A 26,252-nucleotide genomic window follows, 5' to 3' on the forward strand; every position below is an offset into this window, starting at 1 on the left:
TTCGTTATAACGAAGAGGGTTTCCTGTCTTATAACCAATCCGGGATTTGTCAAATTCCGGGATCATTCAAAGAGGAAGTGACCAATCCCGCCGATTCGATCTGTCGCTTTGTTTCTTCTGTTCCCAGACGATGGATCAGCGAGTAGATTTCGCGCAAATCGTTGTCGTACAGGTCGTTCTCCCGGTCGTAATGATAGGGGACGCCTGAGATGTGGGCGCGGAAAAAGGTTAGCCAATCATCATCGTACTTTTCTTCAAGCAAGATCATCAGAGCCTGTACCTCTTCCGGGGTAGCCTCAATCTCGTATTCATAGGCAGCATCCCCCTTGTTTTCAAGGACGGTTCCAGCCTGGACCGAAACATAGTATCGTTTTTTTTCCATAAGATAGATACCTCCCTCCATCCCAGTCTTCGTATCAATACAATAACGAATAGAGCCAAAATCCCAAAAGGATGGCGAAACCAATCATGTAGGCGATGACCACAGGATTGCCCATCACCTTGTGTTTTACGGTTACTTCTGCCGTATCGTTATCCAACTCTTTTCGCTGTTTTCTTTTCCCGATCATAAAAGTATAAATAAAGCTGCCGACTAATATGAGGGTGAAGATGCCGTAGAGGATGTATTCGTAATTCATCGCGCGGGTCCCCCTTTTTACCTGGGTTTGCTAGCTGTAGTTTGAGGAAAACCCCATGTTTTTATTCTTGCTGCCGTTTTCGTTTTCGGGTTCTCGGGTTCGTGGGGAGATGCTGATGACCAAAACGACGGATCAGGGAGTACTTGGGGAGGATAGGGGAGTATCTTTTGGATAGGACTGGTAATCGCGCTTAATCCCAACTGACGGTGTCTGAAGGGCAAATATCAAAGGATACAGAGGGTGAGCCTCTGGAAGGGTTATGGTAACATTATAACCGTACTCAAGAGATCAAGAACTGAATCACTGTCAAGTTCGAAAGGGTGGAAGGAAAAGACCAAAATCATAGCGGGCCTAGTTCCGTGCAAGCGGAAGCGGGGGAACCATTACCCGGGGTTAATTCTGTCCGTAGCAGAAGGGATGCGAATCTGCCATCCTACCCGTCAGCTAACCTCGTCGGCTAAAGCAGAAATGGACGATTTTACATACATGACTTGTTGTGTGCGAAGAACCATCGATTTCTTTCTCTTGGTTCATCATTCGTGCACAGAAGGCTTCTTTGGTATGTCTATTGGAATGAATAGAGCCGACGTATCTGCTTTCCGTAGGGAATGGCCCATTGATGAGGCAAGGAGAGCAGTGTGCGTCGGCTTTCTCTATTAAGCTTGCCTGCAAAGAGAGGAGGGAAGGGAGAGAGCGAACAAAAATGGAAGAAAGCACGATGGGAAGAAACGGACAAGTGTTATGACAGGACTCGCAGGTTAAAATTATACAGAATATTCCTAATATTCAGCATATAATAAGTGGTTTCTGTCAAAAAAGCTGTATAAGGAGGTGATCAACGTGAAGACGGAAGCAGCCAAACGGCTGACGATGCGAAAACCGTCTGAAGAGGACGGAGCAGCGATGTGGAAACTGGTGCGTGACTCGGGTGTGCTGGACCAAAATTCGGCCTACGCCTATCTGATGTACTGCAAATTTTTTGCGGATACATGCGTCATCGCGGAATGGGAGGATGAGGTGGTAGGGTTTGTCACCGCTTTTTGTCCACCAACTGCACCTGACACGGTATTCGTCTGGCAAATCGGAGTTAACAAGCAGCAGCGAGGAATGGGAGTAGGAAGCAAGATGCTCCGAGAATTGCTGCAGAGGGAGTCCTGCAAACAAGTGCGTTATCTGGAGGCGACAGTGTCCCCGTCCAATCTCCCGTCCGCATCCCTGTTTCGCAAAGCTGCCAGAGAGTTGGGAGCACCCTGTGAAGTGACCGAGTGTTTCCCTGCAGACCTGTTTCCAGGAGAAACCCATGAGACTGAGCTGACATTCCGAATTGGTCCCTTTAAGGGAAAACAATAGGAGGTTCAATAGATGAAAGCAATTGCCGAAGTGCAAAAACCGTTACATGTGTTTGAGCAGTTGGAATCGGAAGTAAGGAGTTACTGCCGCAGTTTCCCCGCTGTATTTACCAAGGCGAGCGGTTACAGACTGTGGGATCGGGCCGGAAATGAATACATTGACTTTTTCGCCGGAGCAGGAGCACTTAATTACGGACACAACAATCCTCGCATCAAGAAAAAACTGCTGGAGTATCTGCAAAATGACGGCATTGCCCATAGTCTGGATATGGCGACTGAGGCAAAAGAAAACTTGTTGCAGACGTTGCACGATGTGATCCTCAAACCGCGCGGGCTGAACTACAAGGTGATGTTTCCCGGTCCCACCGGTACCAACGCGGTAGAAAGCGCCTTGAAGCTAGCCCGCAAGGTCACGGGGAGAGAGACGATTGTCAGCTTTACCAATGGGTTTCACGGGATGACGATCGGCTCGCTTGCGATCACCGGCAACCGGATGAAGCGGAATGGCGCCGGATTACCGCTGACCAATGCGATCGCCATGCCGTTTGACAATTACATGGGCGATGGCGTGGATACGACGGAGTATATTGATCGCCTCTTGGAAGACGACGGCAGCGGTGTCTCTCTTCCGGCAGCGATGATCCTGGAAACCGTACAAGGGGAAGGCGGTATCAACGTAGCCGGTTTCCCCTGGCTGAAAAAAATCGAAGCCCTTTGTCGCAAGCACGATATCTTGCTGATCGTAGACGACATCCAGGTCGGCTGCGGACGTACCGGTCCATTCTTCAGTTTTGAACCGGCCGGCATCCAACCGGATATCGTCTGCTTGTCCAAGTCGATCGGCGGATACGGGCTGCCACTGGCACTCACGCTGTTCAAACCGGAGCTGGATATCTGGGGACCGGGCGAACACAATGGAACCTTCCGTGGAAACAACTTGGGGTTTGTAGCAGCGTCAGAAGCGTTCAGCTACTGGAAGGACGACCAATTGGCAAAAGACGTGAAGGCCAAAGGTGAAGTGGTGCATGCTTTCTTGCAGCAGCTTGTCTCATCATACCCCTATCTCAAAGGAGAGGCGCGAGGCAGAGGACTGATGCAGGGAATCAGCGTAGGTGTGGACGGACTGGCAGACAAGATTTGCTCTGAGGCATTTAAACGGGGGTTAATCATGGAGACCTCCGGCGCGAAAAGTGAAGTGATGAAAGTAATGCCGCCGTTAACGATTGATGCGGAAGGTTTGCAAAAAGGATTATCCATTCTGGAAGAGAGTATCAAGGCTTGTCAGTGAAAGGAGAGCGAATTCATGATTGTTAAGCATCTGGAAGAGATCATTGGTGCAAACGACGATATTGATACCCCTACGTGGAACAGCCGGCGGCTGCTTTTGAAAAAGGAAAACATGGGCTTCTCCCTGCACGATACGGTGATCAAGGCGGGTACGGAAACCTTCATCTGGTACAAAAACCACGTCGAAGCGGTCTACTGCATCGAAGGCGAAGGAGAGATCGAGGTCATCGGTGGTGAAACCTATCGCATCAAGCCGGGCATGATGTACGCGCTGGATGGACACGAAAAGCACTATCTCCGCGCCAAATCCGATATGCGCATGGTCTGCGTATTCAACCCCCCGCTCACGGGACGTGAGGTTCATGATGAAGAAGGGGTGTACCCCCTGCTGCAAGAGTAGAGACTGATCCAAAACGAGAGAGAGGAGCTGTAAACATGACGCAAACCAATACGGCTGTTGAAGATCTCTACCCATCCCGGGTAAGTGCCAAGCCTACTGTTATCGAAAGAAAAGATCCTGTCGTCTACACCAATCTAGACGGAAGGGAAGGGCCGCTCGATCAGGAAACGTTAGCCTCTTACGAAAAAAACGGCTACTTGTGCCTGAAAAGCTTCTTCTCACCGGAGGAGGTACAACAGTTTCGCGATGAGCTGAATCGACTCTGGAACGCCAACCAGAACTCCGATCGAAAAGAAGTGATTCTGGAGCCGGAAAGTCGTGAAGTTCGCTCCATCTTCGCCGTCCACCGGGATAATGAAGTATTCCAACGGCTCTCGCAGCATCCTCGGCTGGTCCAGATCGTACAGCAGATCCTGGGCAGTGAGGTATACATCCATCAGTCCCGGATCAACTACAAAAAAGGATTTACCGGAAAAGAGTTCTACTGGCACTCCGATTTTGAGACTTGGCATGTGGAAGATGGCATGCCGCGGATGCGAGCGCTGAGCTGCTCGATCACGCTGGAGGATAATTATCACTACAATGGTCCGCTGCTGCTGATCCCCGGTTCTCACAAGGAATTTATTGCCTGCGTGGGAGAAACACCAGAAAACCATTTTGAACAGTCGCTCCGCAAACAGGAATACGGGGTTCCGGACGATGATAATCTGAGCCGACTGGCAAAACGCAACGGAATCGACGCTGCCCTCGGACCTGCGGGCACGGTTGTGTTGTTCGACTGCAATATCATGCACGGTTCCAACGGCAATATCACGCCGATGCCGCGCAGCAACGTTTTTTACGTATACAACAGCGTGGAAAACAAGCTGGTCGCTCCGTTTTCAGGGCAAATGCCGAGACCAGACTATATCGCAACCCGTGATTGAAGAAAGGCCGCCTGCTACGCATCTGGCCGGGCAGGCGGCTCGCATTCTCGCCCACTTGCCCAAAATTGGTGTATGGGGAGGAAAAAGAACATTGGCTTTACTTGTTCAGAAGTACGGTGGTACTTCGGTAGGTTCTGTTGAACGGATTGAGAAAGTGGCCGATCGTGTGATGCGATCGAAACAGGCGGGGCAGCAGCTCGTGGTCGTCCTGTCTGCAATGGGGAAGACGACAGATACACTGACTGAGATGGCGGGCGAGATCACCGGCGATCCCAGTGAACGTGAAATCGACATGCTGTTGAGTACCGGAGAACAGGTCTCCGTTGCCCTGCTTGCCCTGGCACTTCAGCAGAGAGGATGTGACGCCGTCTCTCTAACTGGCTGGCAGGCAGGGATCACAACTGACTCTCGCCATAGCAATGCTCGTATCCTATCGATCGACGACACGCGGATACAGACTCATCTGCAGAGAGGGCAGGTTGTCATTGTAGCCGGTTATCAGGGTCTCACGGAAGATCAGGAGATTACAACACTGGGACGAGGGGGTTCCGATACCAGCGCTGTCGCCTTGGCAGCCAGTCTGCGGGCAGAAAAGTGCCAAATCTTCACCGACGTAGAAGGGGTGTATACCGCCGATCCGCGAGTCGTCCCGCTCGCCCGGAAGATACCGGAGATCACGTATCAGGAGATGCTGGAGCTCTCCCGTTCGGGAGCAGCTGTGCTGCATCCCCGTGCAGTGGAGACAGCGCGGAACCACCAGGTACCGCTCGAGGTTCGCTCCAGCTTTACCGAGGAAGAGGGCACGCATATCGGAGCGAAGATGCCCGCATCCCTATCTGCTATCCGCGGAATTGCTCACCGTGAGGACGTTGCTGTTGTCTCTCTGAAAAGTGACCGGGTGGAAGAGAAAGCCCCTGCCATCGCTCGTATCCTGGCTGCAGCCCAGATTGAGACCGATCCCTTTTTGCGGAAGTCTTCTACGCTTTCCTTCACCGTCCCAGCGGCCCAACTCAAGAAGGTAAAAGCCGCACTGGAAGCAGACGAACAGCTGCAGACAGCCGGCTTTTGGAAATATCGGCAAGGGCTGACCAAGGTGTCCATGATAGGCCACAACCTAGAGGACGCATCTGAGCGGTCAAGGGAGATGGCTGGGATCTTGGCAGCAAAAAAAATCCCGATCGACTGGCTGTATGTGGATGACAGGAGAATCTCTTATGCCATTCCTGCTTCATACACCCGTGAGGCGATGCAATTGCTGCACAGTACGTTGGGGTTGGACAATAAACAAAAAGCAGTCGCTTATACATCGTAACGTGTAGAGTAAATCTTTCAACAAGTTTGGCATACGCTCCTGAATGTAGACCAAATCCCACCAGGCGGGGGACGGTTTGTACGTCAGGAGCGTATCTTTTTCAGTGTCTTTCTGCCTGCTGCCCACAAGATCTGTCGGCGAGCCTGCCAATCTGCCTCGTGCTGTGGTATGCTAACAAACAGTCCTCAAAGGATTTATGCTGCTCATGATGCGCATCATCCAGAGGAAAGAAAAAGAAGCCGAGGTGATCCCGATGATTCTCGAGGCGGCCATGCTGCAGGTGAGGGCAGGGCAGGATCAAGACTTTGAAAAAGCATTTCGCGAGGCGTCCAGGATCATTTCCAGCATGCGGGGGTATCGCTCGCATGAACTGCAGCGCTGTTTGGAGGAAAAAGGAAAATACCTGCTGTTGGTCCGATGGGAGACGCTGGAGGATCATACATTGGGCTTTCGCGGCTCCCCTGAATACCAGGAATGGAAGAAGATGCTCCATCACTTTTACGATCCGTTTCCAACTGTGGAGCACTTTGAACAAGTTGATTTGACAAAGGCATGACTTGGGCTGTTCGTCCAACGCAAGGCAAAGAACCGTCAGGATTTTCCCTGACGGTCCTTCTCATCTCGGAGGCTCACTACCTGTTCATCAGCAATTCCTGATGCTGCTCCATGATCCCGTTGCCATACAGCAGAAAGAGGGAGAGAACAAGCGCCAGCCCGAGATAGGCGGCCAACACTTTCCACTTGGTCGCAGTGGCTGATTCATAGTAGGTGCTGAGCCGATGCAGCCGTTCCTCTACGTGCTGCATCCGTTCCGCCGCTTTTTCAATCTCTTTGCTCAGCAGGGGAGACGGGAGTGGCCGATTGGGGTCACCATCCTCATATTGCGTAGGAGAGCGTTCCCACCGCTGCAGGAGATCCCACTTCTTCTGTGCGAACTCGCGGTCCAACTGTTCTCGGTCTCGTGCAAATCGCTTTTCATCCTGCAGGAAAGGCAGATAAAAACGCTGCTGTTTGGGAGGTTGCTCCATGCGCAGCACTTCTGCGTACAGTTGGGAGCGCCGTTCCGACATAGACCAGTAGTTGGGCCACAGCCGCAGTTCTTCGATCAGGTCGAGCAGCTTTTCTTTCTCATAGGATAATACCCGCTGCTGGTATCCCTCCCGCACACGCGACCACCAGGTGAACAGTCCCAGCAGGAAGATGAGAAACAATAGCGGAGACGGTGAAAAGTAAAGGAAACCACCCATCAGAATCAGACCAATCAGCCATACCTTGGACGACAGGACGGAAACGATCCTCCCCCCGTCCAGCGGGGAGACAGGCAGCAAGTTGAACAGATTGATCATCGCCCCAAGAAAGATGACCAAACCCCAGAATGGTTCATTCGTCCACAAGTACAGCGGGACCGCCGGCAAAAACGAAATCAGTCCGGCAAACGGTCCCCCATAGGCCAGAAAAGCTTCTGTCCGGGCGTCGCGTGGTTGTTCTTTCATCGAGATAACAGCCCCGACAAACGGGATAAAGATCGCCGGTGAGGTGCGAATGCCCTTCATTTTGGCCGCGACGAGATGCCCCATCTCATGAATGAAGATGAGGTAGATCAGTGCGGCAGCGAACTTCCAGCCGTAGATGGCCGCATAAAAGCTGAGGCTGACCGCCATCGAAATCAGGGTACCGCCAAATTTTGAAAATTTAAGCAAACTCCACAACCACTTCAAGTTGGAGAGCAGAAACGCTCCAACCGCAAGAAGGACCGATCGGTTTCGCGTAGACTGCTTCATATGGGTCTCGCCCCCCGGAGCAATGGATTGGAAAAAACAAACGCGTACCTCGTATATGTACGAATCAGTTTGCGATAAGTTTCCACGTCTCCTCTAAGCGTCCAGACCAGGGTTGGAGAATTGGAATCCGAAATCGCCGTACCGCTGGTCGTAACGGAGTGTCCCCCCGTTGAAGTACCAAAAGTCGGCGGGACGTATCACAAAACGCAAGCCTTCCACTTCAAACAGCGCGTCGCCCGGCAGTTGCTGGTCTTTTTCAATCGCATAAAACAGACCGCCCGTCCCTGGGCCTCCCGTGCGTACGTAGAGGCGCAAGGTCTCTCCCGGACGGTATCCGGCGTACCGCTGATAGGCTAATGAAAAGGCAGGTTCGATCATCAGTTGGAGGGTCATGTCCGCAAACTCCCTTCCCTATAGAGTGCCCTATCTATTGTATCATAGACGCAAAACAAGCGGACGCCCTCTCATACAGGACGTCCGCAGATGAAACTTGGTTACCGGCTAATCCTTCCGGTAACTCACATCTTTTGTAGGGTGCATAAAGGGAACGCCTTTGGGCGGCTGATCCTCCAGCAGCTCGCGATTCTCCGGTTTGTTCCAGCCGATGTCGTTGGTCGGATGTACCCAGCGATCGCCAGCCATGACAGCGGGGTCTGTCTCTGTGCTCCATTGGTTGAGCGGCGATTCTGGCGAGTCGTAGAAACTGTCCCCAATCACAACCCCGAATTCATTGACAAACGGTTCTTCCATCGGCCGGTTGGCCTGTTTAAAATCAGGTGAACTGATTTGGTGGGGCAAAGTCTCGTCAATCGCAACCTCCTTGTCTGGGAGCGTGTTCTTTTCGTGCACATCACGCCAAGGCTCTTGCCGATTCAAAAGAATCACTCCTTCGGATTTTTTCGGGTTATGGCTGATCGACAGGGCAGTCCATGATGCAGCCGATGGCGCTGACCATGCCACAGCCATGGCACAGATCATGGAACCGGACCGTCTCATCGGTTTTCTTTTAGCCGTTCTTGTGGTTCACTATTGATGGAGCCGTTTGGTCGCAAGGCTTCAGACCGCGCTTTAGGGCCGCGGATGTCGGCTGTTTTCGGAAAGTCTTTCTCTTTGTTGCGAACCATTTTGCAATCCCTCCTTCTCGTGGATTACGTTAGTATGACCGAAAACGAGCAGGTGAATGATCAGTCAGAATAAAGGGGGAAACCGTGTGGCAAAACGACAAAAACAGCGCAGTCACAACAAGGCGGCGGAGGAGAAACAATCACAGGAACAGCTGTCCGGATACCAGGTGAAAGAGAGGCTGGGAGGAGATCTGCTGACAAAACTAAAGGAAGTTGAGCGGCAAATAAAGGCAGAACGTCAGCGTGAAGCCGAACGGGAGCAGGAGCGGAAGCGTCAGGAGCAGGAAGAACGGGAACGCAACAAAAGCTTTGGCGAACTGCTGGATGAATACGAAAAGAAAGGCATTTCCAAGTACAGCTAGATCTTCTCCCCAAATGTCAGGGAATGTTTGGCACCTTTTTCCCATATAGCTAGTAGGAAGGGAGGAGGGAAAACGATGGGCGCAGTCATCCTGCTGGTAAGTGTCGTTTTGGTGGCGGTCGGTACGTGGAAGTGGGTCGGTTTGGCAAAGCAAAAACAACCGCATACGGCATGGCGCAAATACCTGTGGGGAGGAATGACGCTGATCGGAATTGTGCTCTTTTTCCTACTGAAGATTATCGGTTCTGCTGCCTGAGCGATTGGACGAGATTCGTCCCGCGCGTCTCGTACCAGTTCGTGGTAAGATGGGGAAAAGCGTTACGATTCAGGGAGGGGAACTATGAAGCACGCAATCCGTTTTGCTGATTCCTATGCACGCTCAGCCGTTCAACCGCATGAATGGGAGTATCTCGCTCCGACTGTAGCACAGGCTCACCGGATGCTGCATGATCGGACAGGCCCTGGTGGTGACTATGTGGGATGGGTTGATCTGCCGTCCCGTTACGACCGTGACGAGTTTGACCGAATCAAACAGGCTGCGTCCACGATTCAAACTGATTCCGATGTGCTGCTGGTGATTGGGATTGGCGGTTCCTACTTAGGGGCAAAAGCAGTGATCGATCTCCTCGGTCATTCCTTTTACAATCTTCTGCCCAAGGAAAAGCGTTCTACGCCGGAGATCTATTTTCTGGGCAATACGATCAGTCCTACCTACGTATCTCATCTGATGGAGCTGTTGGATAGTAAGGATCTGTCAGTCAATGTGATCTCCAAGTCAGGCACAACGACAGAACCGGCATTGGCTTTCCGTCTGATCCGCCAGGTAATGGAGCAGAAGTACGGTCGTGAAGGGGCGCGGAAGCGGATCTATGCGACGACTGACCAGTCGCGTGGCGCACTGAAAAGGCTGGCTGACGAGGAGGGCTACACTTCCTTTGTGATACCGGACGATGTGGGGGGACGGTACTCGGTGCTGACGGCGGTCGGCCTTTTGCCGATTGCGGTGAGTGGCGCCGACATCGACAGCTTGATGCAGGGGGCACAGGCGGCTTACGAGGAGTACCTCACTCCCGACTTGGCGGCCAATCCCTGCTATCGGTACGCCGCCATCCGCAATGCGCTCTACCGGAAGGGAAAAACGATCGAGCTGCTGGTTAGTTACGAACCACAGTTCCGCTTTTTCGCGGAGTGGTGGAAGCAGTTGTTTGGAGAGTCGGAAGGAAAAGACGGCAAAGGGATTTTTCCTGCTTCTGCCGAGTTTTCGGCCGATCTGCACTCACTGGGACAGTATATTCAGGATGGCCGGCGAGACTTGTTTGAGACGGTGATTAACGTCCTTAAACCGACGAGGGAGATCATCATCAACAACGAGGAGGCCGATCTGGACGGATTAAATTTCCTCGCTGGAAAAGGAATGGACTTCGTCAACAAAAAGGCTTTGGAGGGGACGCTGCTCGCTCACACTGATGGCGGAGTGCCCAATCTGTTGATCGAGATTCCGGAGATATCCGCGTACTCGGTCGGCAGCCTTATTTATTTCTTCGAGAAGGCCTGCGGCATTAGCGGCTATCTGCTGGGGGTTAATCCATTTGATCAGCCTGGAGTGGAGGCGTACAAGCAAAACATGTTCGCACTGCTTGGCAAACCTGGGTTTGAACAACAGCGGGGCGTACTGGAAGCCAGGTTGTATGGAGGGAAGTAAGCGTATGTATCTGACGGTGAAGGAGACTGCAGCTTATCTCGATCTGCCCGAATCGTTCATTCTGGAGAAAATCATCGAGGGGCGCATCCGCGCGGTCCACAATGGTGAGGAGTACTTGATTAATACGGAACAGTTCCGGCACCACTTGGAGCAGTTGGACAAACTGCGGGAGTTTGAGCAGGTAGAAGCGTTTGAGCCGATTCCGGAGAGTGACGATGTCAAGGACGAAGATTAGCTTGATGATTCTTCACTTGCCGCCTCCCTGCTCGGGGGGCTATACTGATACATGAAACAGAATGAAAACAAATAACGGCACAACGACTAGGGGAGTCCGTGAAGCGGGCTGAGAGGACAGCGTGTATCTGTCGACCCTTTGGACCTGATCCAGATCATACTGGCGAAGGGAAGCGACGTTGGACCTTGTGGTTTTCATCGTGCTTATTCGATGAACGGGCCCGTCTTTCCTTTCCAGGAGAGGCGGGCTTTTTGCGTGCGATGGGATGAGAGCGAGTGGATCGAGTGGATCGAAAGCATCGACGGATAGGTCAAAAGGGGAAATCAAGAGAAATGACAGGGGAGAAGAAGCATGGGGAGTGCGATGACGAGCGATTGCCTGGTAGTCGGAGGCGGCATCATTGGATTAAGTTTGGCGTACGAGTTGGCAGGTCGCGGGCTTACTGTGACCATCGTGGAACAGGGTGATTGGGGAGGCCAGGCATCCGCAGCGGCAGCAGGTATTCTCGGGCCGCTGCAGGAATTTGATCAGCCGGGGCCGCTGCTGGAGCTGGGACTTGCTTCATTGGCGCTCTATCCGCAATGGGTGGATCAACTGCGGGAGCTGACTGGTATCGATGCCCAGCTGGGATTGGAAGGGATTATGCGAGTGGCGATGAATGAGCAAGAGCTGGACCAGTTTCGAGAGAGGTATAACTGGCAGAAAGCGGAGGGATGTCGTGTAGAGTGGCTGGATCAGCAGCAACTGCGGCAATGGGAGCCAATGATTGCTTCAGACGCGCGGGGGGCGATCTTTTCCCCGGACGAAGGTCATGTAAGCAACCAACTGCTGCTGCAGGCGCTGGCGGCGGCCTGTCGGAAGCGCGGCGTGCGGATGCTGGCAGGGACGGTGGCGATAGCCCCGGTGATCAGTGGCGGGCGTGTGCTGGGTATGGAGACAACGACCGGAGTTTGTCACGCTGCCGAGACGATCATCGCCGCTGGCGCCTGGGCCAGTGTGATTGGCCAGTGGTTGGGATTGCAACTGCCGATTCGTCCGGTGCGCGGCCAGGTGGCTGCCGTCTCATCCGAGAGTGTTCAACTGCGGAGAGTCATCTTTGGCGCCAGCGGATATCTTGTTCCCAAAAAAGACGGCAGGATCATCATCGGTGCGACGGAAGATGAAGCGGGTTTCCGGCGAGGAGTTACACTGGCGGGACTGGCCAAAGTGCTCAATGGGGTGCTACCGTATGTACCAAACCTGCAGCAGGCGGACTTTCTGACTGCCTGGTCGGGGCTTCGTCCCGCTACCGCGGACGGACTTCCCTTGTTAGGGCCGCTTCCCGGATGGGAGGGGATCGCAGTGGCAAGCGGCCATTTCCGCAATGGTATTCTGCTGTCACCGGTAACCGCGAAATGGATGGCCGATTACGTGACCGGAGGGGAACGGCATCCGCTTCGTCCGTTTCTGCCGGAGCGTTTTTCCGCATAAACAACCGATCAAAGGGTTGGTTTACGTCCTGGTCTACAGGAAGTTTTACCCATCCAAAGTGAGAGCAGGTTTATTCCAGAAGTGCATTCCAGAACGAGGCGTCCTCAAAACCTAATCGCCATACGCCGTAACCTGCCAACTGACTCGACTTGGCAAGCTGCTGCTTGGCGTCGATGCTCCGTTCGTCTTCATACCATACGATGTGGCTGCCGTCGCCTGTTGTATAGGTTAGATAAGGGGACTGCGAGCCTTCATCCCAGTTTGACTGTGCCCCAGTCCGCTTAATCAGGTCTGGCAGCGCCGTGTATGTAACCGCTCGGTCCCTGGTGGGGCTCCACTCATAGCCGTAGCTGGGGATTCCGAGCAGGATTTTTTCAGCGGGGATCTGACTGGCGGTATAGCCAACCACCTGGTCTACCCATGGATAGGCGGCCACTGGTCCCGCTTCGCTCCACGGTCCGTGTTGGTCGTAGGTCATCACCTGGACGTAGTCGCTGTACCGGCCAATACCGGCATAGTCAAAGCCGTACGTCCAGGAGTGGCTGGGCAGATCGGCTGTTTTTGCGGGCACGGAGACGATCAACTGCTTTTTCTGCTGGTGAAGGCGCTCGGCCAGCTGTTTCACAAATTGCGTATAGGCGTCACGATCGCTTGCGGGCACGTTTTCGAAATCGAGGTTTACCCCTGCAAACCGGTGTTTTTTGACTGTCTCAAGCAGCGCTCCGATCAATCGGGATTGTGCCTCCGGATTGGTCAGGATGGCGTGCGCGATTCTTTTGTCAAACAGCTTTTCACCGTGGTTGGTCAGACAGAGATAGGCGTTGATCTGATGGCTGTGAGCCAACTCCAGGGCGGCCGCAGGGACCCGGCCGTTCAGACTTCCTTCGGCTGTCGCGTTAAACATGGCAACCGAGATATCGCTGATGTAGGAAGAATACGAAGAGAGGGACGAGTACGATCGTTGATCGTTTTCCGAATACTCTACATAGTAGGCGAGCACCTTGGGGACGTATGACTCCTCCGCTATGCTGACTGCTTCATCAGCAGAGGCAGAGGCAGCAGTGGCGGTTTGGCTGGCATGGGTCGCCTGCGGCAAAACCTGTGTCTGGTTGACGGGCACCTCTTGCTGAGTAACAGAGACAGGTGGTGTCACAAGCTGGGTTTGCAATAAAAGCAGGGAGGATAACAATCCCAAGATAGAAGGCATGGCGGACTCTCCTTGTCGGCAGGTTGCATTGGTTCCATTCCCGCTTAGGGGCCCGTTCCAAACTGGGGAAAAAGTCCGATCTTTCTCACAAGAATTATAAGCATTCCCCTTGACGCAAACTAACGATGACCATGTAAAAAGGCGGGATGCAGATGGAACAGCTGAACAGTACGATAACCGGGAAACAGGGTTCATTCGGACAGATCCGCGACAACCTGGAGCCGGAGGGCTTTACTTTGGCCAATTGGGACTATGATCGTGGATTCTTTGATCGTCAATTGGACGATCGGGCGATGGTTTTCCTCCGGCTGCCGATTGAAGTGCGACACGGCCATTTGGATGAAGGAGACGCACAGATCGAGTTCGGAACACCGTTTGTGCTAAAACATGTCTACCAGACAGGGGTGGAGGAAAACGTCGGTTATCAGTCGAGCAAAGTAGCTGCGCCATTGATGAACCAGTTTCAGGAACCGATCGAAAAGGATGCTCCACTCGATGAAGAATGGGTGCAAAAGGCTGAGATGGTACTGCACCGGATTGAGCAAAAACTGGAGCAGACGTGATCCAGGACACGTGACACAGGGCGCCGTTGCAGCGTCCTTTTTTTTCGTCACTGTGGTGGACAAGCCCCAGCAATCGCGGTGAGTACTGTGGTGTGCTATAGTAGGGGTAGCCCTAAGCCCTAGTCAGGGCGGGCGATAGAGGAAGGCAGAGAGGAACGGTTTTGATGAAGATCGCAATGGTTCTGCGCAACGATGACTTCACCCGAGAGGTGGAACAGCAAATCAAAGAAAAACTGCGGGCCAGCAGGCATACGTATCAGATCATTGATCATCCGGGGGAGCAGCCAGATCTGGTTCTCTCGATCGGTGGTGACGGCACCCTTTTGGAAGCGGTGCATCAGTATGGACTGGACGCCACCTACGTCGGTATCCATACGGGCCACCTCGGTTTCTACGCAGACTGGCGGCCTGAGGAATTGAACGACTTTGTACAGGCATTGGATGAGGGAAACCCGCAGATCGTGGAGTACCCGACGGTTCAATGTGACATTCACATGAGTGATGGGAGCATGCACAGCAAATGGGCTCTTAACGAATTGGTGATACGCAACGCATCTCTGTCCACATTGGTCGTTTGCGTCTTTATCAATGGAGATGAGTTTGAGACATTCCGTGGTGATGGTCTGATCGTCTCTTCCCCTTCCGGAAGTACGGCTTACAACAAAGCGGTTAATGGAGCCATTGTCCATCCATCCATCGAAGCGATCCAACTCTCGGAGATCGCATCGATCAATAATCAAACCTATCGGACGATTAACAGTTCGCTTGTCCTGCCGAGCCACCATGAGATCGAGTTTATCGTGATGAATCCGGAAATCATGATCGGCCTTGATCGGGAACAGGCGGTGTGGAAGCAGGTTCGCGCGATTACCTGCCGAGTCGGCAGCAACAAGGTAAAGTTTGCTCGGTACAAAAAGCTGCCGTTTTGGGGACGGGTACGCAATTCGTTCATCGCTGATTGATCGTGATGGAAACGTTATGATGGCTGGTGGGAACGTATGTTCTCATCCCGCTTTGGATATACTTATTCCTGTACAGCCGTTTCTCTGCCCTGAGGGTATTCCTTGAAGGGAGGGAGGTGGGAAGGTGATGCTGGCGCATGAGGCAATCAATCTGATGATTCAGTTTGGTGTGTTCGTGGTTGCGTTGATTGCGCTTGTCGTGTCCTTGCTAAACGTTTCCAGAAAATATTAAACCTCCCCGTATCCATGCAGCAGGGAGGTCTGAGCAGTTGAAAGCCCCTCGATTCGGGAGGAGATTCGTTGTACGACCGCAGGTGCGGCAACACCTGCGGTTTTCAGTTGTCAGGGTACTGTACTGCCTCGAACAGCTTAGAGGGAAACCAGCAGTTCGCGGAACTCTTTTACAATGACAGACTGATACGCTGTACCTTCACCATAGCGGTTCAACATTTCCGCTCTGGCCATTTTGAGCTTCTCCTCGTAGTCCGGTGCATCGCGGTCGGGATTGGCTTGTTTAAAGGCAACCATCACGTCCTGTACCCGTTTGGGGCGTGGGCCCCATTGCCCGAGGACGTTCCCTTGGTCATCGGTGAATATGACGATGGGGATAGCCCGACCGCCCATGGTCAAAAACTGATCCATTACATCCAGATGTTCTTCCATGATCAGTACCTCGGTAGGGATAGACGCTTTTTCCATCAGACGAAATACGACAGGCACGTTGCGCACGACATCTCCGCACCAATCTGCAGCCAGTATCAGACAGCGCAGATGAGAGCGGTCAACGAGCGATGCGAAGAAAGCCTCGTCGTTAGCTCTTTCCCACGTGAACTGCTCGTACCAGCACATAAAATCCTCTTTGTTTTTGCTCATACCGTCGATAAACTGCTGTGGCTTCAACCCAGTCCCCAGCTCGTGAGAGAGATTTTTGCTCATCTTCCATACCTCCTGTTCAGGGGGAGATGGTCTATACATCAATCTATTCTATCGTACCTTACTTTTTACCTGTTGTCTTTAAGCAAGCAGTCTGGCTCCGACCGTCAGACAAGGTTCGTTCTGGTGCAAGCGAAGGGTATTGCCGCTAACGGAGCTCGCGGTACAGCTCCATCAGGTCGCGATACCCGAGGTCAATGACTCGCCGCATATAGGCGGTCCACAGGTGTGCACAGGCGTGTGCATCCCAGTAGGCATGGTGTCTGTTCCGAACAGGAATCTGGTTGCGTGCGCACAAGGCATCGAGGGTAGTATCTCCGATCGCTTCTTCACAAATCCGGATCAATACTATCGTATCGATCAGGCGATGGACAAATCTGCTTCGACTGGTCTTCCACAAAGCAGCATGCAGAAACTGGCGTTCATGCAGCGAATGATGCGCGACTAGCGGACGATCGCCAACAAACTGAAAAAAAGCAGAAAGTGCTGATAGCAGGGTGGGTGCGCCAGCCAGTTGGGAAGGAGAGAGCCCGGTCAGGTTTTGGACATGTTCGGGGATGCTGCGGTTGGTATGAACCAGTGTGAAAAAGGTCTCTTCTTCCTGAACTGTGGTACCGCGAACAGCGATCGCGCCGATGGCGATGATTTCGTCTCCTTGCGATACCCGGAAACCGGTAGTCTCCAGATCGACAACAACTGCTTCCAGATCATCGAGTGACAGACTGCCATCTTTTGTCTGCTGCACATCCTTGGTCATGCTGCGTAAAAACGCCTGATGTTGCAGGTCAGCCCCCGGCATGGCGGCGGACAGAGAGGCTGGCACATTTTCGCGGCGTTGTTGATTCCAAAGTCGGTTTAGCGGATTCCAGCCCTGTTTCATCGGAACCACCCCTTTTGGCCAGGCATTCCAGGAGAGTGGGCAAAGCGGTGCCAGGTTAGCTTTTGCAAGCGTTGGGACGCCTTGATGATTGATTTTATCTCGTTGAGTCCTGTTGGCAATCCTTCCAGCTTGAGATAGCTGTTGCTTTCGTAGTCATCGTCCGGCCACTGGTCTATCGGCAGCAGCCGCAGCAATAGGATCTTGCGAAAATTGCTCTCGATTTCATCACAAAAGGCATGTGACCAATCACCCGCTTCACGCAGTCCTCTAATACGCTCCAGCGTACTAGTCGCTCCAATGCCGGCAGCGAGAGCCCACAGCCGGACACTGTTGACATAGGGAAGGTATACGCCGTACTTCAAGTTGAGCGCTCCTTGGTATCTGCCGCGTACCTCGGTGCGCAGGCGGCCGAACCAGTTGAGTGGGACTCGATAGTACAACGTGTTATGCAGCATCCGGTTAAACAGCTGTGGTCGACTGGTCAGCACATGCTGGTAATGAGCCTGCAGCTGACTGTATAGTCTGAAATCCCCGCTCAGCGGGCGGGCATCCCCGCACAGCAGCAGATAGCGGATATGCTCCCATACAGGATCTTCTGCCCAATCGTCATAGCGCGACTTCCAGATCTCCAGGGAGCGGCGCCAGCGTGGATTGGAACAGATCACGCCCCCGCTGCACTCCGGATATCCGACTTCAGCCAGTCCGCCAACCAGGGTATCCGCCAATTGGGAGAAGAACAATTCCACTTCCCTCTGCTCTTGTTCACTGGCGCCATCCGGGATTTGATAGACCAGCCCGTTGTCCTGATCACTGGTTTGCGACTGTTCCATCCGGCCGCCGCTGCCATAAGCGAGAAAGACGTAAGGCACGGGGGGATTCCCCATGCCTGAGTGGTTGCATAACCGGATCGAAATTTCTATCGCTTGTTGGACGATTAGTTGGTGCAGCATATTGAGCGCAGCTGTGGGCTGTGGACTGTCGGGAACAACGATGTCCCTACGTCCAAGCAGTTCACGCCGAAGCACACTCAACTCGGAGAAATTGGCTGCTGACTGAATGACGCTGATCCAATCAGGTGAGAGAGCCTGATACATCCCCGGAACCTTCTTTCTTGACACTGCGTACATGCTGTTCCTCTGCACGAAGCAATTCCGGATAGCCGTAGAGACCATGCTCACTTAGATCCAGTCCGATCACTTCTTCCTCTTCGGTTACCCGCAGGCCCATCGTCGCCTTCAGAATACCGAGAATGACAAACGATACGATAAAGACGTAGACCATCGCTCCCAGTACACCGAGCGCCTGTACGCCAAGCTGGTATAGTCCGCCGCCGTAGAACAGACCGGCCTGACCGATGCCAACTTGTGCGGTCAATTCAGGTGTGGCGAACAATCCTGTAGAAAGCGTTCCCCAGATACCGGCAATCCCGTGAACGGAAAAGGCAAAGACCGGATCGTCAATTCCGCGACGTTCAAACCAGATCGCAGTGAAAAACGTAATCACTCCTGCAATCAATCCGATCAGCACGGCTGCCCATGGCTCCACAAAGGCGCAGGCAGCAGTGATGGCGACAAGTGCTGCCAACACACCGTTCAGCATGCTGGGGATGTCTGCCTTCCCCATCACAATCCAGGAAATGACCAGGGCTGCCACAGCACCTGCGGCTGCAGCCAGGTTAGTCGTCATCGCTACATAACCAAACATCCCGGAAACAGAGCCGAATGTGGAACCGGCATTAAAACCAAACCAGCCGACCCAGAGGATGATCACGCCAAGAACCGTGTACACCTGGTTATGTCCAGGAATCAGGTTGGCCGTACCATCCTTGTTGTATTTGCCGATCCGCGGTTTTAACAGCATCGTAGCCACCAGTGCGGCAACGGCTCCCTGCAGGTGAACAACAGTTGAACCGGCGAAATCCTGCATTCCCAGTTCAGCCAACCAGCCGCCGCCCCATACCCAGTGGCCGATGACCGGATAGATCACAATCGTGAACAGGATGCCAAATACGAAGTAGACGGAGAGCTTTGCACGTTCGGCAAAACCGCCCCAAGCAATAGCTAGAGATACACCGACAAAGCCTAATTGGAATAAAAACTTAATCCCGGCGGGAATCGCAATAGCGGAGAGCGAGGAGAAAGCTGATTCGTCCGCTCCGTCAAAGAAAAAGCCGGACAATCCGATGAACTGATTGCCATCACCAAACGTCAGCCCAAACCCGAGGGCCCAAAAGGCGATGCTGCAGATACCAAAGGTGAGAATCGTTTTGCCGGCTACGTGCCCGGCATTTTTCATGCGTGTTGCACCTGCTTCCAGCAAGGCGAATCCTGCCTGCATAAAGATGACCAGAACCGCTGCTACCATCACCCATGTGGCATCGATAGCCGAGGCCAGCTCAGCAGGTGTTGGTTCTGCGGCAAGTGCGACAAGCGGCAAGCCAAAGGTTAACAGCGCTGCCATCCAGAGTATCCGAAACATCACATCTCCACTCCCCTTTTGTAAGATTACGTGACATGAATACTGATATAGGAGTGATTATATGACAGAAGGAAGCTATATGCAACTAATTTTTTCATAATATGTTATTTAATATTACACATCGTGATAAAGAGGGTTTTGGTGTAGTGTTTATCGATATATATTACACAAACCTAACGTTTGCTGTTGGTTTATCCATAGGAAAAAAATTACATATGGGAAAATATACTCTATCGGCGGAAGTATAACTTTACGGAAAACGTTGACCCTAACGGTTGGAAGGGGGTGATGCAAGTGACAGTAGCAACTCAGGTAAAGCAAACGCTGGCAAGTTTGAAAAGCGCGCAAGCCAACTTGGAAACATTTGCATTGAATACACAAAACAAGACCGCCAAGCAGGCTTACACTCAGGCGGCTCAAACCACCCAATCCATTGTCAACACCTTGGAACAACGTGTGACGGAAATGGAAAACGAGGAACCGCAATACAAAGGATTCTAACCCTGGCAGGCAAGGGAGAGGGGCCTCCTCTCTCTTCCGCACATTTGCCGGAGGTGTATGTTGACTGGTGTAGAGGGGGAAGGAGACGTGCCCGACTGGATCAACATTTTGCTGCGGTCGCTTTTTGCTCTGGCGTACTTGTTTTTGCTGGCGAAAGTGATCGGCAAGCGGCAAATCAGGCAGGTTACGTATATTGAGTACATTGTGGGTATCACCTTTGGTTCGATTGCCGCTTTTATCGCAACGGATCTGGAAGGCAATCTGGTGCACGGAATCATTGCTTTAACCGTATTCGGCCTGTTCCCGATTGTAACCGAATGGCTCTCGATCAAGAGCAAGCGGCTTCGCGATTTCTTTGAAGGGAGAGGAACTGTGCTGATTAAACACGGAAAAGTAATGGAGGACAGCCTCAAACAGGAGCGTCTGACCATTGATGACCTGTTGGAGCAGCTGCGTGCCAAAAACGTGTTCAAGGTAGCTGACGTGGAGTTTGCGGTGATGGAACCGAGCGGTGAAATCAGTGTGCTGCTGAAAGCGGAAAATCAGCCGCTGACAGCGAAAAAAGCAGGGCTCTCAGTGGCTCCCGTGACAGAACCGCAGACTGTGATTATGGATGGCGTCATCATGGACGAACCACTTGCCACGGTCGGTTTAAGCCGTTCCTGGTTAAAGACGGAACTAACCAAAATCGGGGTGGCTCAGGAGAATGTGTTTCTGGGTCAGGTTGACGAGACCGGTCAGCTCTACCTGGATCTTTACGATGACAAGATTCAGGTGCCGCCCCCGCAAACGGACAAGCTGACGTTTGCCGAACTGAAGAAGTGTCAGGCCGATTTGGAGTTGTTTGCGTTGTCCACACAAACGAACACAGCCAAAAAACAGTACGAGATGATGGCTGGCCAATTGCAGGATGTGATCGATCAAGTGAAACCGTTGTTGACACGTTAGCCGGAAAGGAACGATTGAAGGTGCCTGATCAAAAACGAAAAAAGCTGACCCCTGTCCAACTGCAGTACAAAGAAGTGGCCAAGCGGCACGAACCGCCTCGTCCGCTGCTGCGTAACTTTTCACGCGCCTTTCTGGTTGGCGGACTGATCTGTCTGATCGGACAGGGGATTCAGGAAATGTTTATTCGTGTCTTTCATTTCACTGAAAAAACAGCCAGCAGCCCGACGGTAGCTGTCCTGATCTTCAGTTCCGTCCTGCTGACCGGGTTTGGGGTGTACGATAGAATCGCCCAGTGGGCCGGTGCGGGAACCGCTGTCCCCGTGACGGGTTTTGCCAACTCGATTGCCTCAGCGGCAATTGAGCACAGGAGTGAAGGGTATGTACTTGGAGTAGGCGGCAATATGTTTAAGCTGGCTGGCTCGGTCATTGTATTTGGTGTCTTTGCTGCGTTTGTTATCGGGATTGTCAAGACACTGATCAAGATGGGGGGCTGAGGCATGCGGGAAGGACATCAAACTTGGCGGTTTGCAAACAAGCCGGTCATTCTGGCTTCGTCGGCGGTAGGAGGACCATTTGAAGCCAGCCATCCCCTCTCCGATGATTTTGACACCCTGCACGGCGATATTTGGTTGGGTCAGGACAGTTGGGAACAGGCAGAACGGGTGTTGTTGGAGGAAGCAGCCGAGAAAGCGGTGGAAAAAGCGGGGCTTACCAACGACAAGATCCAGTTTTTTCTCGCCGGTGACCTGATGAACCAGATCATTTCTGCCAGTTTCGCCGCTCGGACGCTCTCTGTCCCTTATCTGGGGCTGTTTGGGGCTTGCTCGACGACGACGGAAGCATTGGCGCTTGCATCTCTCTTGGTTGACAGTCAATCGGCGGAATATGTGCTGGCCGCTACCTGCAGCCACAATGCTTCAGCAGAAAAACAATTCCGCTACCCTACGGAGTACGGCTCACAGAAACCCCCGACGGCCCAGTGGACGGTAACCGGCTCCGGGGCGGCGGTGGTAGCGGCTGAGGGCACAGGTCCCCGTGTAACCTCAGCGACGATTGGACGCGTGGTTGATATGGGCATTTCTGACCCGTTTAATATGGGAGGAGCAATGGCGCCGGCCGCCTTGAGTACGATCGAAACACACTTTCGCGACCGCAATCTCCCGTTTGATTACTATGACCTGGTCGTGACCGGAGACCTGGGACGCGTAGGTCACTCTATCTTGTCAGAGCTGCTGCCTCGACACCAGATTGCCATCCCGTTGGATCGCTACATCGATTGCGGCGTTCTGATCTACGGTGACGATCCGGCAGTTCAGGCGGGTGGCAGCGGAGCCGCCTGTTGCGCGGTGGTCACCTACGGCCATCTGCTCAACAGGATGAGGGCAGGAGAGTTGAAGCGGATTCTGGTTGTGGCGACAGGGGCGCTATTGTCACCACTATCTTATCAACAAGGAGAGAGCATCCCGTGTATCGCCCACGCGGTTTCGATCGAAGCGGACTAAGGAGGGAGAGAGCATGATCTTTTTTTGGGCATTTGTGGTCGGCGGTATCATCTGCGTGATCGGACAATTCATGATGGATGTCCTCCGCTTTACGCCGGCCCATACGATGTCGACACTGGTGGTGTTGGGTGCCGTACTGGACGGACTGGGACTCTACGATCCGTTGATCGAGTTTGCCGGTGCGGGTGCGTCGGTCCCGATAACCAGCTTTGGTAATGCTCTGGTGCACGGGGCGATGGCGGAAGCGGAGAAGAGCGGATTGATTGGCGTGATAACCGGCATCTTTGAAGTAACCAGTGCGGGAATCTCGGCGGCAATCGTGTTTGGCTTCTTTGCGGCTCTGTTTTTTCGGGCAAAGGGCTGACACTTTTTTCTGTTGTCCCGGCACCTCTGTGTACCTGCGAGCATTATGCTTTCTTTCTTTTTGTATTCATCCGTAACATCCGTGATGGGGTACCCAGCGTTCTGTTTTTGGCCGTTTCCTTGTTGACAAGGCATAAGTTTGTCTCGTTATGGCAATACCATACTTGTGACATGTAAGCCGTTCTGTTCACAACAAGAACGGCCTGAAAGAGTGAGGAGGCAGCGTCACTGTATGGCAAATGTTTGGACTTACATAGACCGAATGAATCTATTTGGCTGGGTGCTCGGCATCTTTATCGCCCATGTGTTGTTATACGTACTGTTGGGGACGGATACATGGCTGGCCACTTCCTTGCTGGCTGCTTCCGTCTATGCAGTCGTACTGACGGTATTAAAAATCGTAGCTAAACGGTATGTCGAGGAAGACGAGAAAGACAGGATCAACTAACATTTTCGCAGCGAACAAGGAGTGAGCAACTGTGGCAAAACGGGTTATCTTGTTGTTCCTGAGCATCTGCATGGCGGGAAGCTTATACGCCGGTGGGATGGGCTATGCAGCCGATTCCGACGTATACGTGGTGCAGCCGGGTGATTCGCTTTGGAAAATCTCCCTCAAGTACCAGGTGGGCTTATCGGAAATTATCAGTGCCAACCCGCAGTTTAAAAACCCCAACCTGATCTATCCCGGCGATCGGGTGACCGTCCCGTTATTGACAGCAGAAAAAGGGGTGGAAGCACAAGTCGTTCAGTTGGTCAACCAAGAACGGGCAAAACACGGTCTCAAGCCGCTCAAAGCCAACTGGGAACTCTCACGGGTGGCCCGTGTTAAATCGCAGGATATGCGGGATCGCCGCTACTTTTCCCATCAATCACCCACATACGGTTCTCCATTTGAGATGATGAAGGCGTTTGGCGTCTCCTACATGGCTGCCGGCGAGAATATCGCAGCTGGCCAAACGAGCCCACAGGCTGTGATGCGAAGCTGGATGAATAGTCCGGGGCACAGACAAAATATTTTAAGTCCGCAGTACACAGAGATCGGCGTGGGTTACGCCCAGGGAGGATCGTACCGCCACTATTGGACGCAGATGTTTATACGGCCATAAACGGAATAGTGAACGGAAGGGTTCCTATAGAGCAAGTCGGTCAGCCGAGAGCAGCCCACTTGTTTTCGGTGGACCTTTTTTTGTTACCATTTCCCCAAGACTTGCAGCATGATAATCGCGATGCCGAGTCCCCAGACATAGATGGCAAAACTTTTTAGTGAATGGGCCGTGATCACCTTCAACATCCAGCGGATTGCAGCGTAGCCGGCGATGGCAGCAAATAGTGCACCGACCAGCATGGGAGCGAGTGCAATCCCAAGGGTTTTACTCTCCAACAGATCTTTTGCCTGCAGGACGGTTGCCCCCGTAATCGCCGGCAAGGAGAGCAGAAACGAAAAACGTGCCGCGTCCGTCCGATCGATGCCGCGCAGCAGCGACCCGGCGATGGTAAGACCGGAGCGGGAGATCGCCGGCAGGATCGCTGCTCCTTGCAGCGTCCCGATAATCAACGAGTCAACGTAGTTGATATGAGAAATCGTGCGGTGCCCTTTTTTGATCGACTCTACCGCCCATAAAATCAGTCCGGTCGCCAAAAACTCAAATCCGATCGTCTCGCCGGTGCGGGAGATTTCTTCAAAAAAATCGTGGAAGAGCAGCCCGATCACCGCTGTCGGAATGGTGCCGACCAGCAGTAGTTTGGCGAGGCGGCTGGTGGGATGGGTGATGATGTAGCGGACCTCGCTCCAAAAGGCGACGACTACGGCTATCAGTGTTCCAAAGTGCAGCAATGTATCAAACAACAGACCTGCTTCACGCAGTCCAAAAAGTTTGCCGAACAAGACGAGATGACCAGTGCTGGAGATTGGCAGGAACTCGGTAAGACCCTGAACAATCCCGAGAATGATGGAATGCACGTACTCAAGCATATGATCGCTCCTGTTCCCTTACAGAATTTAACCGGTGTTATCTATATATATGTACAACCTCGCTGGACTTGCTGGCGAATATGCCAGACTTGCCTATGATACCACATTATTCCCATTTATTTGAATGAATTGGCAGAACCATTTTTTGTTCTGCACTTCCGCACCTTGTGAAGATGGGCGGGCAAAGCTACATTGTGTATAATGAGTGATAGCGTATGTTGGCTGAAAGGATGTGGCGAGAAGTGCGGGATGCCGATTACATGTCTGTTGCTCTGCAAATGGCGCAGGGAACGGCCGGCCAAACCAGCCCCAATCCGATGGTTGGCGCCGTTGTGGTGCGCAACGGTGCGATCGTTGGAATGGGCGCCCATTTGCGGGCAGGAGAGGCTCATGCCGAAGTACATGCCTTGGCGATGGCCGGGGAGAAGGCAAGGGGCGCTGATTTGTATGTCACCTTGGAGCCATGCAGTCATACTGGTCGTACCCCTCCTTGCGTGGAGGCGATTATCCATGCGGGGGTGGCCCGTGTTGTTGTAGCCGCATGCGACCCCAATCCCAAAGTGGCAGGGAAAGGGATCAAGCGGCTGCAGGAGGCGGGTATCCACGTTACCGTGGGCGTATTGGAGGAGCAGGCAAGGCAGTTGAATGAAATTTTCTTTCACTACATCACGACGGGGCGGCCATTCGTAACGGTGAAAACAGCCAGTACCCTGGACGGAAAAACAGCGACCGGAACCGGCCACAGCCGCTGGGTGTCAGGACGGGAAGCGCGAGAGGAAGTTCATGTGTTGAGACACCAGTACGATGCCATTCTGGTCGGTGTAGGTACGGTGATTGCCGACGATCCGGCGCTGACGGTGCGGCTGCCGGATGGTCATGCACGCCATCCGATTCGCGTCATCCTCGACACCACGCTGCGCACGCCGCCTACGGCAAAAGTGGTGACCGACGGCGAAGCGGCCACCTGGATCTACACGACGGACCGAGCGCCGCTGGACAAGCAGGAACAGTTGGCTCAGCAGGGGGTCGAAGTGATTCGGCTGGGGGACAGCCACAAGGTGGATGTGCTGCGTGTCCTTGAATCGTTGGGCAAACGGGGCGTCAGCTCGCTTCTCGTCGAAGGAGGAGCGGAGATCAACGGTGCGTTCCTGACTGCACAGGCGATTAACAAAGTAATCAGTTACGTCTCCCTCAAGTTGGTGGGCGGTGCTGGTGCCCCTACTCCTTTTGGCGGGAGTGGCTTGCCTACGATGGACGAGGCGGTGCCACTCGACAGGGTTGAAGTAGAGCGGATTAATGAGCAGGATCTGCGTATCGTCGGCTATCCCCGCTTTGTGCAAGGGGAGGGAGAGTAGTTC

34 protein-coding genes and 2 riboswitches are annotated in these 26,252 nt (G+C 53.1%); of the genes, 22 read left to right on the forward strand and 12 right to left on the reverse strand.

Features of this window, described 5'->3' with window-relative positions:
- Nucleotides 1-49 precede the first annotated feature (49 nt).
- Together LOK74_RS01060 and LOK74_RS01065 are read right to left on the reverse strand one after the other, a co-directional pair.
- Nucleotides 50-382, reverse strand: a complete 333-nt coding sequence (locus LOK74_RS01060; RefSeq protein WP_230044691.1) for a hypothetical protein — start codon at nt 380-382, stop codon at nt 50-52.
- Between the two features lie 34 nt (nt 383-416).
- Nucleotides 417-638, reverse strand: coding sequence for a hypothetical protein (locus LOK74_RS01065; RefSeq protein WP_230044692.1), 222 nt, complete (start codon nt 636-638; stop codon nt 417-419).
- Nucleotides 639-976: 338 nt separating this feature from the next.
- Nucleotides 977-1,111: riboswitch (cyclic di-AMP (ydaO/yuaA leader) on the forward strand.
- A 367-nt stretch (nt 1,112-1,478) separates the two neighbouring features.
- Between LOK74_RS01065 and ectA the strand changes: the two genes are divergently transcribed.
- From ectA to LOK74_RS01095, 6 genes are all read left to right on the forward strand, one after another.
- A complete protein-coding gene (gene ectA, locus LOK74_RS01070) occupies nt 1,479-1,988 on the forward strand; it encodes a diaminobutyrate acetyltransferase (RefSeq protein ID WP_338148635.1) in 510 nt (169 codons plus the stop codon).
- A 12-nt stretch (nt 1,989-2,000) separates the two neighbouring features.
- Nucleotides 2,001-3,275, forward strand: coding sequence for a diaminobutyrate--2-oxoglutarate transaminase (gene ectB / locus LOK74_RS01075; protein WP_230044696.1), 1,275 nt, complete (start codon nt 2,001-2,003; stop codon nt 3,273-3,275).
- A gap of 15 nt (nt 3,276-3,290) precedes the next feature.
- A complete protein-coding gene (locus LOK74_RS01080; RefSeq protein WP_230044698.1) occupies nt 3,291-3,674 on the forward strand; it encodes an ectoine synthase in 384 nt (127 codons plus the stop codon).
- Nucleotides 3,675-3,709: 35 nt separating this feature from the next.
- The gene (gene thpD, locus LOK74_RS01085) at nt 3,710-4,600 is read left to right on the forward strand and encodes an ectoine hydroxylase (protein ID WP_230044699.1); all 891 of its coding nucleotides are present in this window, start codon (nt 3,710-3,712) and stop codon (nt 4,598-4,600) included.
- Nucleotides 4,601-4,691: 91 nt separating this feature from the next.
- Nucleotides 4,692-5,912: an aspartate kinase gene (locus LOK74_RS01090; protein ID WP_230044700.1), complete on the forward strand. Its 1,221-nt coding sequence runs from the start codon at nt 4,692-4,694 to the stop codon at nt 5,910-5,912.
- 253 nt (nt 5,913-6,165) lie between these two features.
- Nucleotides 6,166-6,468, forward strand: a complete 303-nt coding sequence (locus LOK74_RS01095) for an antibiotic biosynthesis monooxygenase family protein (protein ID WP_230047128.1) — start codon at nt 6,166-6,168, stop codon at nt 6,466-6,468.
- Between the two features lie 76 nt (nt 6,469-6,544).
- Here the strand turns inward: LOK74_RS01095 and LOK74_RS01100 are convergent, their stop codons facing one another.
- The 4 genes from LOK74_RS01100 to sspK all read right to left on the reverse strand — a co-directional run bounded on the left by LOK74_RS01100 (nt 6,545) and on the right by sspK (nt 8,817).
- Nucleotides 6,545-7,693 (reverse strand): site-2 protease family protein, encoded by a 1,149-nt coding sequence (locus LOK74_RS01100; protein WP_230044702.1) that lies wholly within the window; start codon nt 7,691-7,693, stop codon nt 6,545-6,547.
- Nucleotides 7,694-7,786: 93 nt separating this feature from the next.
- Nucleotides 7,787-8,086, reverse strand: coding sequence for an iron-sulfur cluster biosynthesis family protein (locus tag LOK74_RS01105; RefSeq protein WP_230044704.1), 300 nt, complete (start codon nt 8,084-8,086; stop codon nt 7,787-7,789).
- A gap of 108 nt (nt 8,087-8,194) precedes the next feature.
- Nucleotides 8,195-8,542, reverse strand: a complete 348-nt coding sequence (locus LOK74_RS01110) for a DUF3905 domain-containing protein (RefSeq protein ID WP_230047129.1) — start codon at nt 8,540-8,542, stop codon at nt 8,195-8,197.
- Between the two features lie 143 nt (nt 8,543-8,685).
- Nucleotides 8,686-8,817, reverse strand: a complete 132-nt coding sequence (gene sspK, locus LOK74_RS01115; RefSeq protein WP_230044705.1) for a small acid-soluble spore protein K — start codon at nt 8,815-8,817, stop codon at nt 8,686-8,688.
- 86 nt (nt 8,818-8,903) lie between these two features.
- On the opposite strand from sspK, the gene LOK74_RS01120 reads away from it, so the two are divergent.
- The 5 genes from LOK74_RS01120 (at nt 8,904) to thiO (ending at nt 12,585) form a co-directional block, all read left to right on the forward strand.
- A complete protein-coding gene (locus LOK74_RS01120) occupies nt 8,904-9,179 on the forward strand; it encodes a DUF3886 domain-containing protein (RefSeq protein ID WP_230044712.1) in 276 nt (91 codons plus the stop codon).
- A 75-nt stretch (nt 9,180-9,254) separates the two neighbouring features.
- Nucleotides 9,255-9,434, forward strand: a complete 180-nt coding sequence (locus tag LOK74_RS01125; protein ID WP_230044714.1) for a hypothetical protein — start codon at nt 9,255-9,257, stop codon at nt 9,432-9,434.
- 84 nt (nt 9,435-9,518) lie between these two features.
- On the forward strand, nt 9,519-10,880 hold the full coding sequence (locus LOK74_RS01130) for a glucose-6-phosphate isomerase (protein ID WP_230044716.1): 1,362 nt from the start codon (nt 9,519-9,521) through the stop codon (nt 10,878-10,880).
- Between the two features lie 4 nt (nt 10,881-10,884).
- Complete coding sequence (locus tag LOK74_RS01135) at nt 10,885-11,115, forward strand: excisionase family DNA-binding protein (RefSeq protein ID WP_230044717.1); 231 nt, start codon at nt 10,885-10,887, stop codon at nt 11,113-11,115.
- Between the two features lie 78 nt (nt 11,116-11,193).
- Nucleotides 11,194-11,303, forward strand: a riboswitch (TPP riboswitch).
- 163 nt (nt 11,304-11,466) lie between these two features.
- Nucleotides 11,467-12,585, forward strand: a complete 1,119-nt coding sequence (thiO, locus tag LOK74_RS01140) for a glycine oxidase ThiO (RefSeq protein WP_230044719.1) — start codon at nt 11,467-11,469, stop codon at nt 12,583-12,585.
- A gap of 70 nt (nt 12,586-12,655) precedes the next feature.
- Here the strand turns inward: thiO and LOK74_RS01145 are convergent, their stop codons facing one another.
- On the reverse strand, nt 12,656-13,792 hold the full coding sequence (locus LOK74_RS01145) for a glycosyl hydrolase family 18 protein (RefSeq protein ID WP_230044720.1): 1,137 nt from the start codon (nt 13,790-13,792) through the stop codon (nt 12,656-12,658).
- A 152-nt stretch (nt 13,793-13,944) separates the two neighbouring features.
- Between LOK74_RS01145 and LOK74_RS01150 the strand changes: the two genes are divergently transcribed.
- From LOK74_RS01150 to LOK74_RS01160, 3 genes are all read left to right on the forward strand, one after another.
- A complete protein-coding gene (locus LOK74_RS01150) occupies nt 13,945-14,355 on the forward strand; it encodes a YugN family protein (RefSeq protein ID WP_230044722.1) in 411 nt (136 codons plus the stop codon).
- Nucleotides 14,356-14,519: 164 nt separating this feature from the next.
- Nucleotides 14,520-15,317 (forward strand): NAD kinase, encoded by a 798-nt coding sequence (locus LOK74_RS01155; protein ID WP_230044735.1) that lies wholly within the window; start codon nt 14,520-14,522, stop codon nt 15,315-15,317.
- 127 nt (nt 15,318-15,444) lie between these two features.
- Complete coding sequence (locus tag LOK74_RS01160) at nt 15,445-15,549, forward strand: putative holin-like toxin (RefSeq protein WP_230046872.1); 105 nt, start codon at nt 15,445-15,447, stop codon at nt 15,547-15,549.
- A 137-nt stretch (nt 15,550-15,686) separates the two neighbouring features.
- On the opposite strand, the gene LOK74_RS01165 is transcribed toward LOK74_RS01160, so the two are convergent.
- From LOK74_RS01165 to LOK74_RS01180, 4 genes are all read right to left on the reverse strand, one after another.
- On the reverse strand, nt 15,687-16,253 hold the full coding sequence (locus LOK74_RS01165) for a thioredoxin family protein (RefSeq protein ID WP_230044737.1): 567 nt from the start codon (nt 16,251-16,253) through the stop codon (nt 15,687-15,689).
- Nucleotides 16,254-16,398: 145 nt separating this feature from the next.
- Nucleotides 16,399-17,130, reverse strand: coding sequence for an exonuclease domain-containing protein (locus LOK74_RS01170; RefSeq protein ID WP_230044739.1), 732 nt, complete (start codon nt 17,128-17,130; stop codon nt 16,399-16,401).
- Nucleotides 17,127-18,224, reverse strand: a complete 1,098-nt coding sequence (locus LOK74_RS01175; protein ID WP_230044741.1) for a DUF294 nucleotidyltransferase-like domain-containing protein — start codon at nt 18,222-18,224, stop codon at nt 17,127-17,129. The genes LOK74_RS01170 and LOK74_RS01175 overlap by 4 nt, the downstream gene beginning before the upstream one ends.
- Nucleotides 18,202-19,590: an ammonium transporter gene (locus LOK74_RS01180; RefSeq protein WP_230046873.1), complete on the reverse strand. Its 1,389-nt coding sequence runs from the start codon at nt 19,588-19,590 to the stop codon at nt 18,202-18,204. Before LOK74_RS01180 ends, LOK74_RS01175 begins: the two co-directional genes overlap by 23 nt.
- 312 nt (nt 19,591-19,902) lie before the next feature.
- Between LOK74_RS01180 and LOK74_RS01185 the strand changes: the two genes are divergently transcribed.
- From LOK74_RS01185 to safA, 7 genes are all read left to right on the forward strand, one after another.
- Nucleotides 19,903-20,109 carry a DUF1657 domain-containing protein gene (locus LOK74_RS01185; protein WP_230044742.1) on the forward strand — a complete coding sequence of 69 codons (207 nt, stop codon included), beginning with the start codon at nt 19,903-19,905 and terminating at the stop codon, nt 20,107-20,109.
- Between the two features lie 87 nt (nt 20,110-20,196).
- Nucleotides 20,197-21,057, forward strand: a complete 861-nt coding sequence (locus LOK74_RS01190; RefSeq protein ID WP_230046874.1) for a DUF421 domain-containing protein — start codon at nt 20,197-20,199, stop codon at nt 21,055-21,057.
- Nucleotides 21,058-21,077: 20 nt separating this feature from the next.
- The gene (gene spoVAC / locus LOK74_RS01195; RefSeq protein ID WP_230044750.1) at nt 21,078-21,551 is read left to right on the forward strand and encodes a stage V sporulation protein AC; all 474 of its coding nucleotides are present in this window, start codon (nt 21,078-21,080) and stop codon (nt 21,549-21,551) included.
- Between the two features lie 3 nt (nt 21,552-21,554).
- The gene (spoVAD, locus tag LOK74_RS01200; RefSeq protein WP_230044752.1) at nt 21,555-22,559 is read left to right on the forward strand and encodes a stage V sporulation protein AD; all 1,005 of its coding nucleotides are present in this window, start codon (nt 21,555-21,557) and stop codon (nt 22,557-22,559) included.
- 13 nt (nt 22,560-22,572) lie between these two features.
- Nucleotides 22,573-22,923 (forward strand): stage V sporulation protein AE, encoded by a 351-nt coding sequence (gene spoVAE / locus LOK74_RS01205; protein WP_230044754.1) that lies wholly within the window; start codon nt 22,573-22,575, stop codon nt 22,921-22,923.
- Between the two features lie 231 nt (nt 22,924-23,154).
- Nucleotides 23,155-23,370, forward strand: a complete 216-nt coding sequence (locus tag LOK74_RS01210) for a hypothetical protein (RefSeq protein WP_230044756.1) — start codon at nt 23,155-23,157, stop codon at nt 23,368-23,370.
- 70 nt (nt 23,371-23,440) lie between these two features.
- Nucleotides 23,441-24,028 carry a SafA/ExsA family spore coat assembly protein gene (safA, locus tag LOK74_RS01215; RefSeq protein WP_230046875.1) on the forward strand — a complete coding sequence of 196 codons (588 nt, stop codon included), beginning with the start codon at nt 23,441-23,443 and terminating at the stop codon, nt 24,026-24,028.
- Nucleotides 24,029-24,111: 83 nt separating this feature from the next.
- On the opposite strand, the gene LOK74_RS01220 is transcribed toward safA, so the two are convergent.
- Nucleotides 24,112-24,894: an undecaprenyl-diphosphate phosphatase gene (locus LOK74_RS01220; RefSeq protein ID WP_230044768.1), complete on the reverse strand. Its 783-nt coding sequence runs from the start codon at nt 24,892-24,894 to the stop codon at nt 24,112-24,114.
- Between the two features lie 242 nt (nt 24,895-25,136).
- Between LOK74_RS01220 and ribD the strand changes: the two genes are divergently transcribed.
- On the forward strand, nt 25,137-26,249 hold the full coding sequence (ribD, locus tag LOK74_RS01225; RefSeq protein WP_230046876.1) for a bifunctional diaminohydroxyphosphoribosylaminopyrimidine deaminase/5-amino-6-(5-phosphoribosylamino)uracil reductase RibD: 1,113 nt from the start codon (nt 25,137-25,139) through the stop codon (nt 26,247-26,249).
- Nucleotides 26,250-26,252 lie beyond the last annotated feature (3 nt).

It is taken from the genome of Brevibacillus humidisoli (assembly GCF_020923435.1).
Taxonomy (GTDB): domain Bacteria; phylum Bacillota; class Bacilli; order Brevibacillales; family Brevibacillaceae; genus Brevibacillus_E; species Brevibacillus_E humidisoli.

Excerpts from the sequence above, each read along its gene's own strand:
- LOK74_RS01210 (WP_230044756.1), top strand. The coding sequence starts at position 23,155 with ATGGCAAATGTTTGGACTTACATAGACCGAATGAATCTATTTGGCTGG.
- LOK74_RS01175 (WP_230044741.1), bottom strand. The coding sequence starts at position 18,224 with ATGTATCAGGCTCTCTCACCTGATTGGATCAGCGTCATTCAGTCAGCA.
- LOK74_RS01130 (WP_230044716.1), top strand. The coding sequence starts at position 9,519 with ATGAAGCACGCAATCCGTTTTGCTGATTCCTATGCACGCTCAGCCGTT.
- LOK74_RS01220 (WP_230044768.1), bottom strand. The coding sequence starts at position 24,894 with ATGCTTGAGTACGTGCATTCCATCATTCTCGGGATTGTTCAGGGTCTT.
- LOK74_RS01135 (WP_230044717.1), top strand. The coding sequence starts at position 10,885 with ATGTATCTGACGGTGAAGGAGACTGCAGCTTATCTCGATCTGCCCGAA.
- LOK74_RS01150 (WP_230044722.1), top strand. The coding sequence starts at position 13,945 with ATGGAACAGCTGAACAGTACGATAACCGGGAAACAGGGTTCATTCGGA.
- ectB (WP_230044696.1), top strand. The coding sequence starts at position 2,001 with ATGAAAGCAATTGCCGAAGTGCAAAAACCGTTACATGTGTTTGAGCAG.
- thiO (WP_230044719.1), top strand. The coding sequence starts at position 11,467 with ATGGGGAGTGCGATGACGAGCGATTGCCTGGTAGTCGGAGGCGGCATC.
- LOK74_RS01065 (WP_230044692.1), bottom strand. The coding sequence starts at position 638 with ATGAATTACGAATACATCCTCTACGGCATCTTCACCCTCATATTAGTC.
- LOK74_RS01160 (WP_230046872.1), top strand. The coding sequence starts at position 15,445 with ATGCTGGCGCATGAGGCAATCAATCTGATGATTCAGTTTGGTGTGTTC.
- LOK74_RS01080 (WP_230044698.1), top strand. The coding sequence starts at position 3,291 with ATGATTGTTAAGCATCTGGAAGAGATCATTGGTGCAAACGACGATATT.
- sspK (WP_230044705.1), bottom strand. The coding sequence starts at position 8,817 with ATGGTTCGCAACAAAGAGAAAGACTTTCCGAAAACAGCCGACATCCGC.
- thpD (WP_230044699.1), top strand. The coding sequence starts at position 3,710 with ATGACGCAAACCAATACGGCTGTTGAAGATCTCTACCCATCCCGGGTA.
- LOK74_RS01095 (WP_230047128.1), top strand. The coding sequence starts at position 6,166 with ATGATTCTCGAGGCGGCCATGCTGCAGGTGAGGGCAGGGCAGGATCAA.
- LOK74_RS01155 (WP_230044735.1), top strand. The coding sequence starts at position 14,520 with ATGAAGATCGCAATGGTTCTGCGCAACGATGACTTCACCCGAGAGGTG.
- LOK74_RS01060 (WP_230044691.1), bottom strand. The coding sequence starts at position 382 with ATGGAAAAAAAACGATACTATGTTTCGGTCCAGGCTGGAACCGTCCTT.
- spoVAE (WP_230044754.1), top strand. The coding sequence starts at position 22,573 with ATGATCTTTTTTTGGGCATTTGTGGTCGGCGGTATCATCTGCGTGATC.
- LOK74_RS01105 (WP_230044704.1), bottom strand. The coding sequence starts at position 8,086 with ATGACCCTCCAACTGATGATCGAACCTGCCTTTTCATTAGCCTATCAG.
- LOK74_RS01100 (WP_230044702.1), bottom strand. The coding sequence starts at position 7,693 with ATGAAGCAGTCTACGCGAAACCGATCGGTCCTTCTTGCGGTTGGAGCG.
- LOK74_RS01125 (WP_230044714.1), top strand. The coding sequence starts at position 9,255 with ATGGGCGCAGTCATCCTGCTGGTAAGTGTCGTTTTGGTGGCGGTCGGT.
- LOK74_RS01165 (WP_230044737.1), bottom strand. The coding sequence starts at position 16,253 with ATGAGCAAAAATCTCTCTCACGAGCTGGGGACTGGGTTGAAGCCACAG.
- LOK74_RS01145 (WP_230044720.1), bottom strand. The coding sequence starts at position 13,792 with ATGCCTTCTATCTTGGGATTGTTATCCTCCCTGCTTTTATTGCAAACC.
- LOK74_RS01180 (WP_230046873.1), bottom strand. The coding sequence starts at position 19,590 with ATGGCAGCGCTGTTAACCTTTGGCTTGCCGCTTGTCGCACTTGCCGCA.
- safA (WP_230046875.1), top strand. The coding sequence starts at position 23,441 with ATGGCGGGAAGCTTATACGCCGGTGGGATGGGCTATGCAGCCGATTCC.
- LOK74_RS01170 (WP_230044739.1), bottom strand. The coding sequence starts at position 17,130 with ATGAAACAGGGCTGGAATCCGCTAAACCGACTTTGGAATCAACAACGC.
- spoVAD (WP_230044752.1), top strand. The coding sequence starts at position 21,555 with ATGCGGGAAGGACATCAAACTTGGCGGTTTGCAAACAAGCCGGTCATT.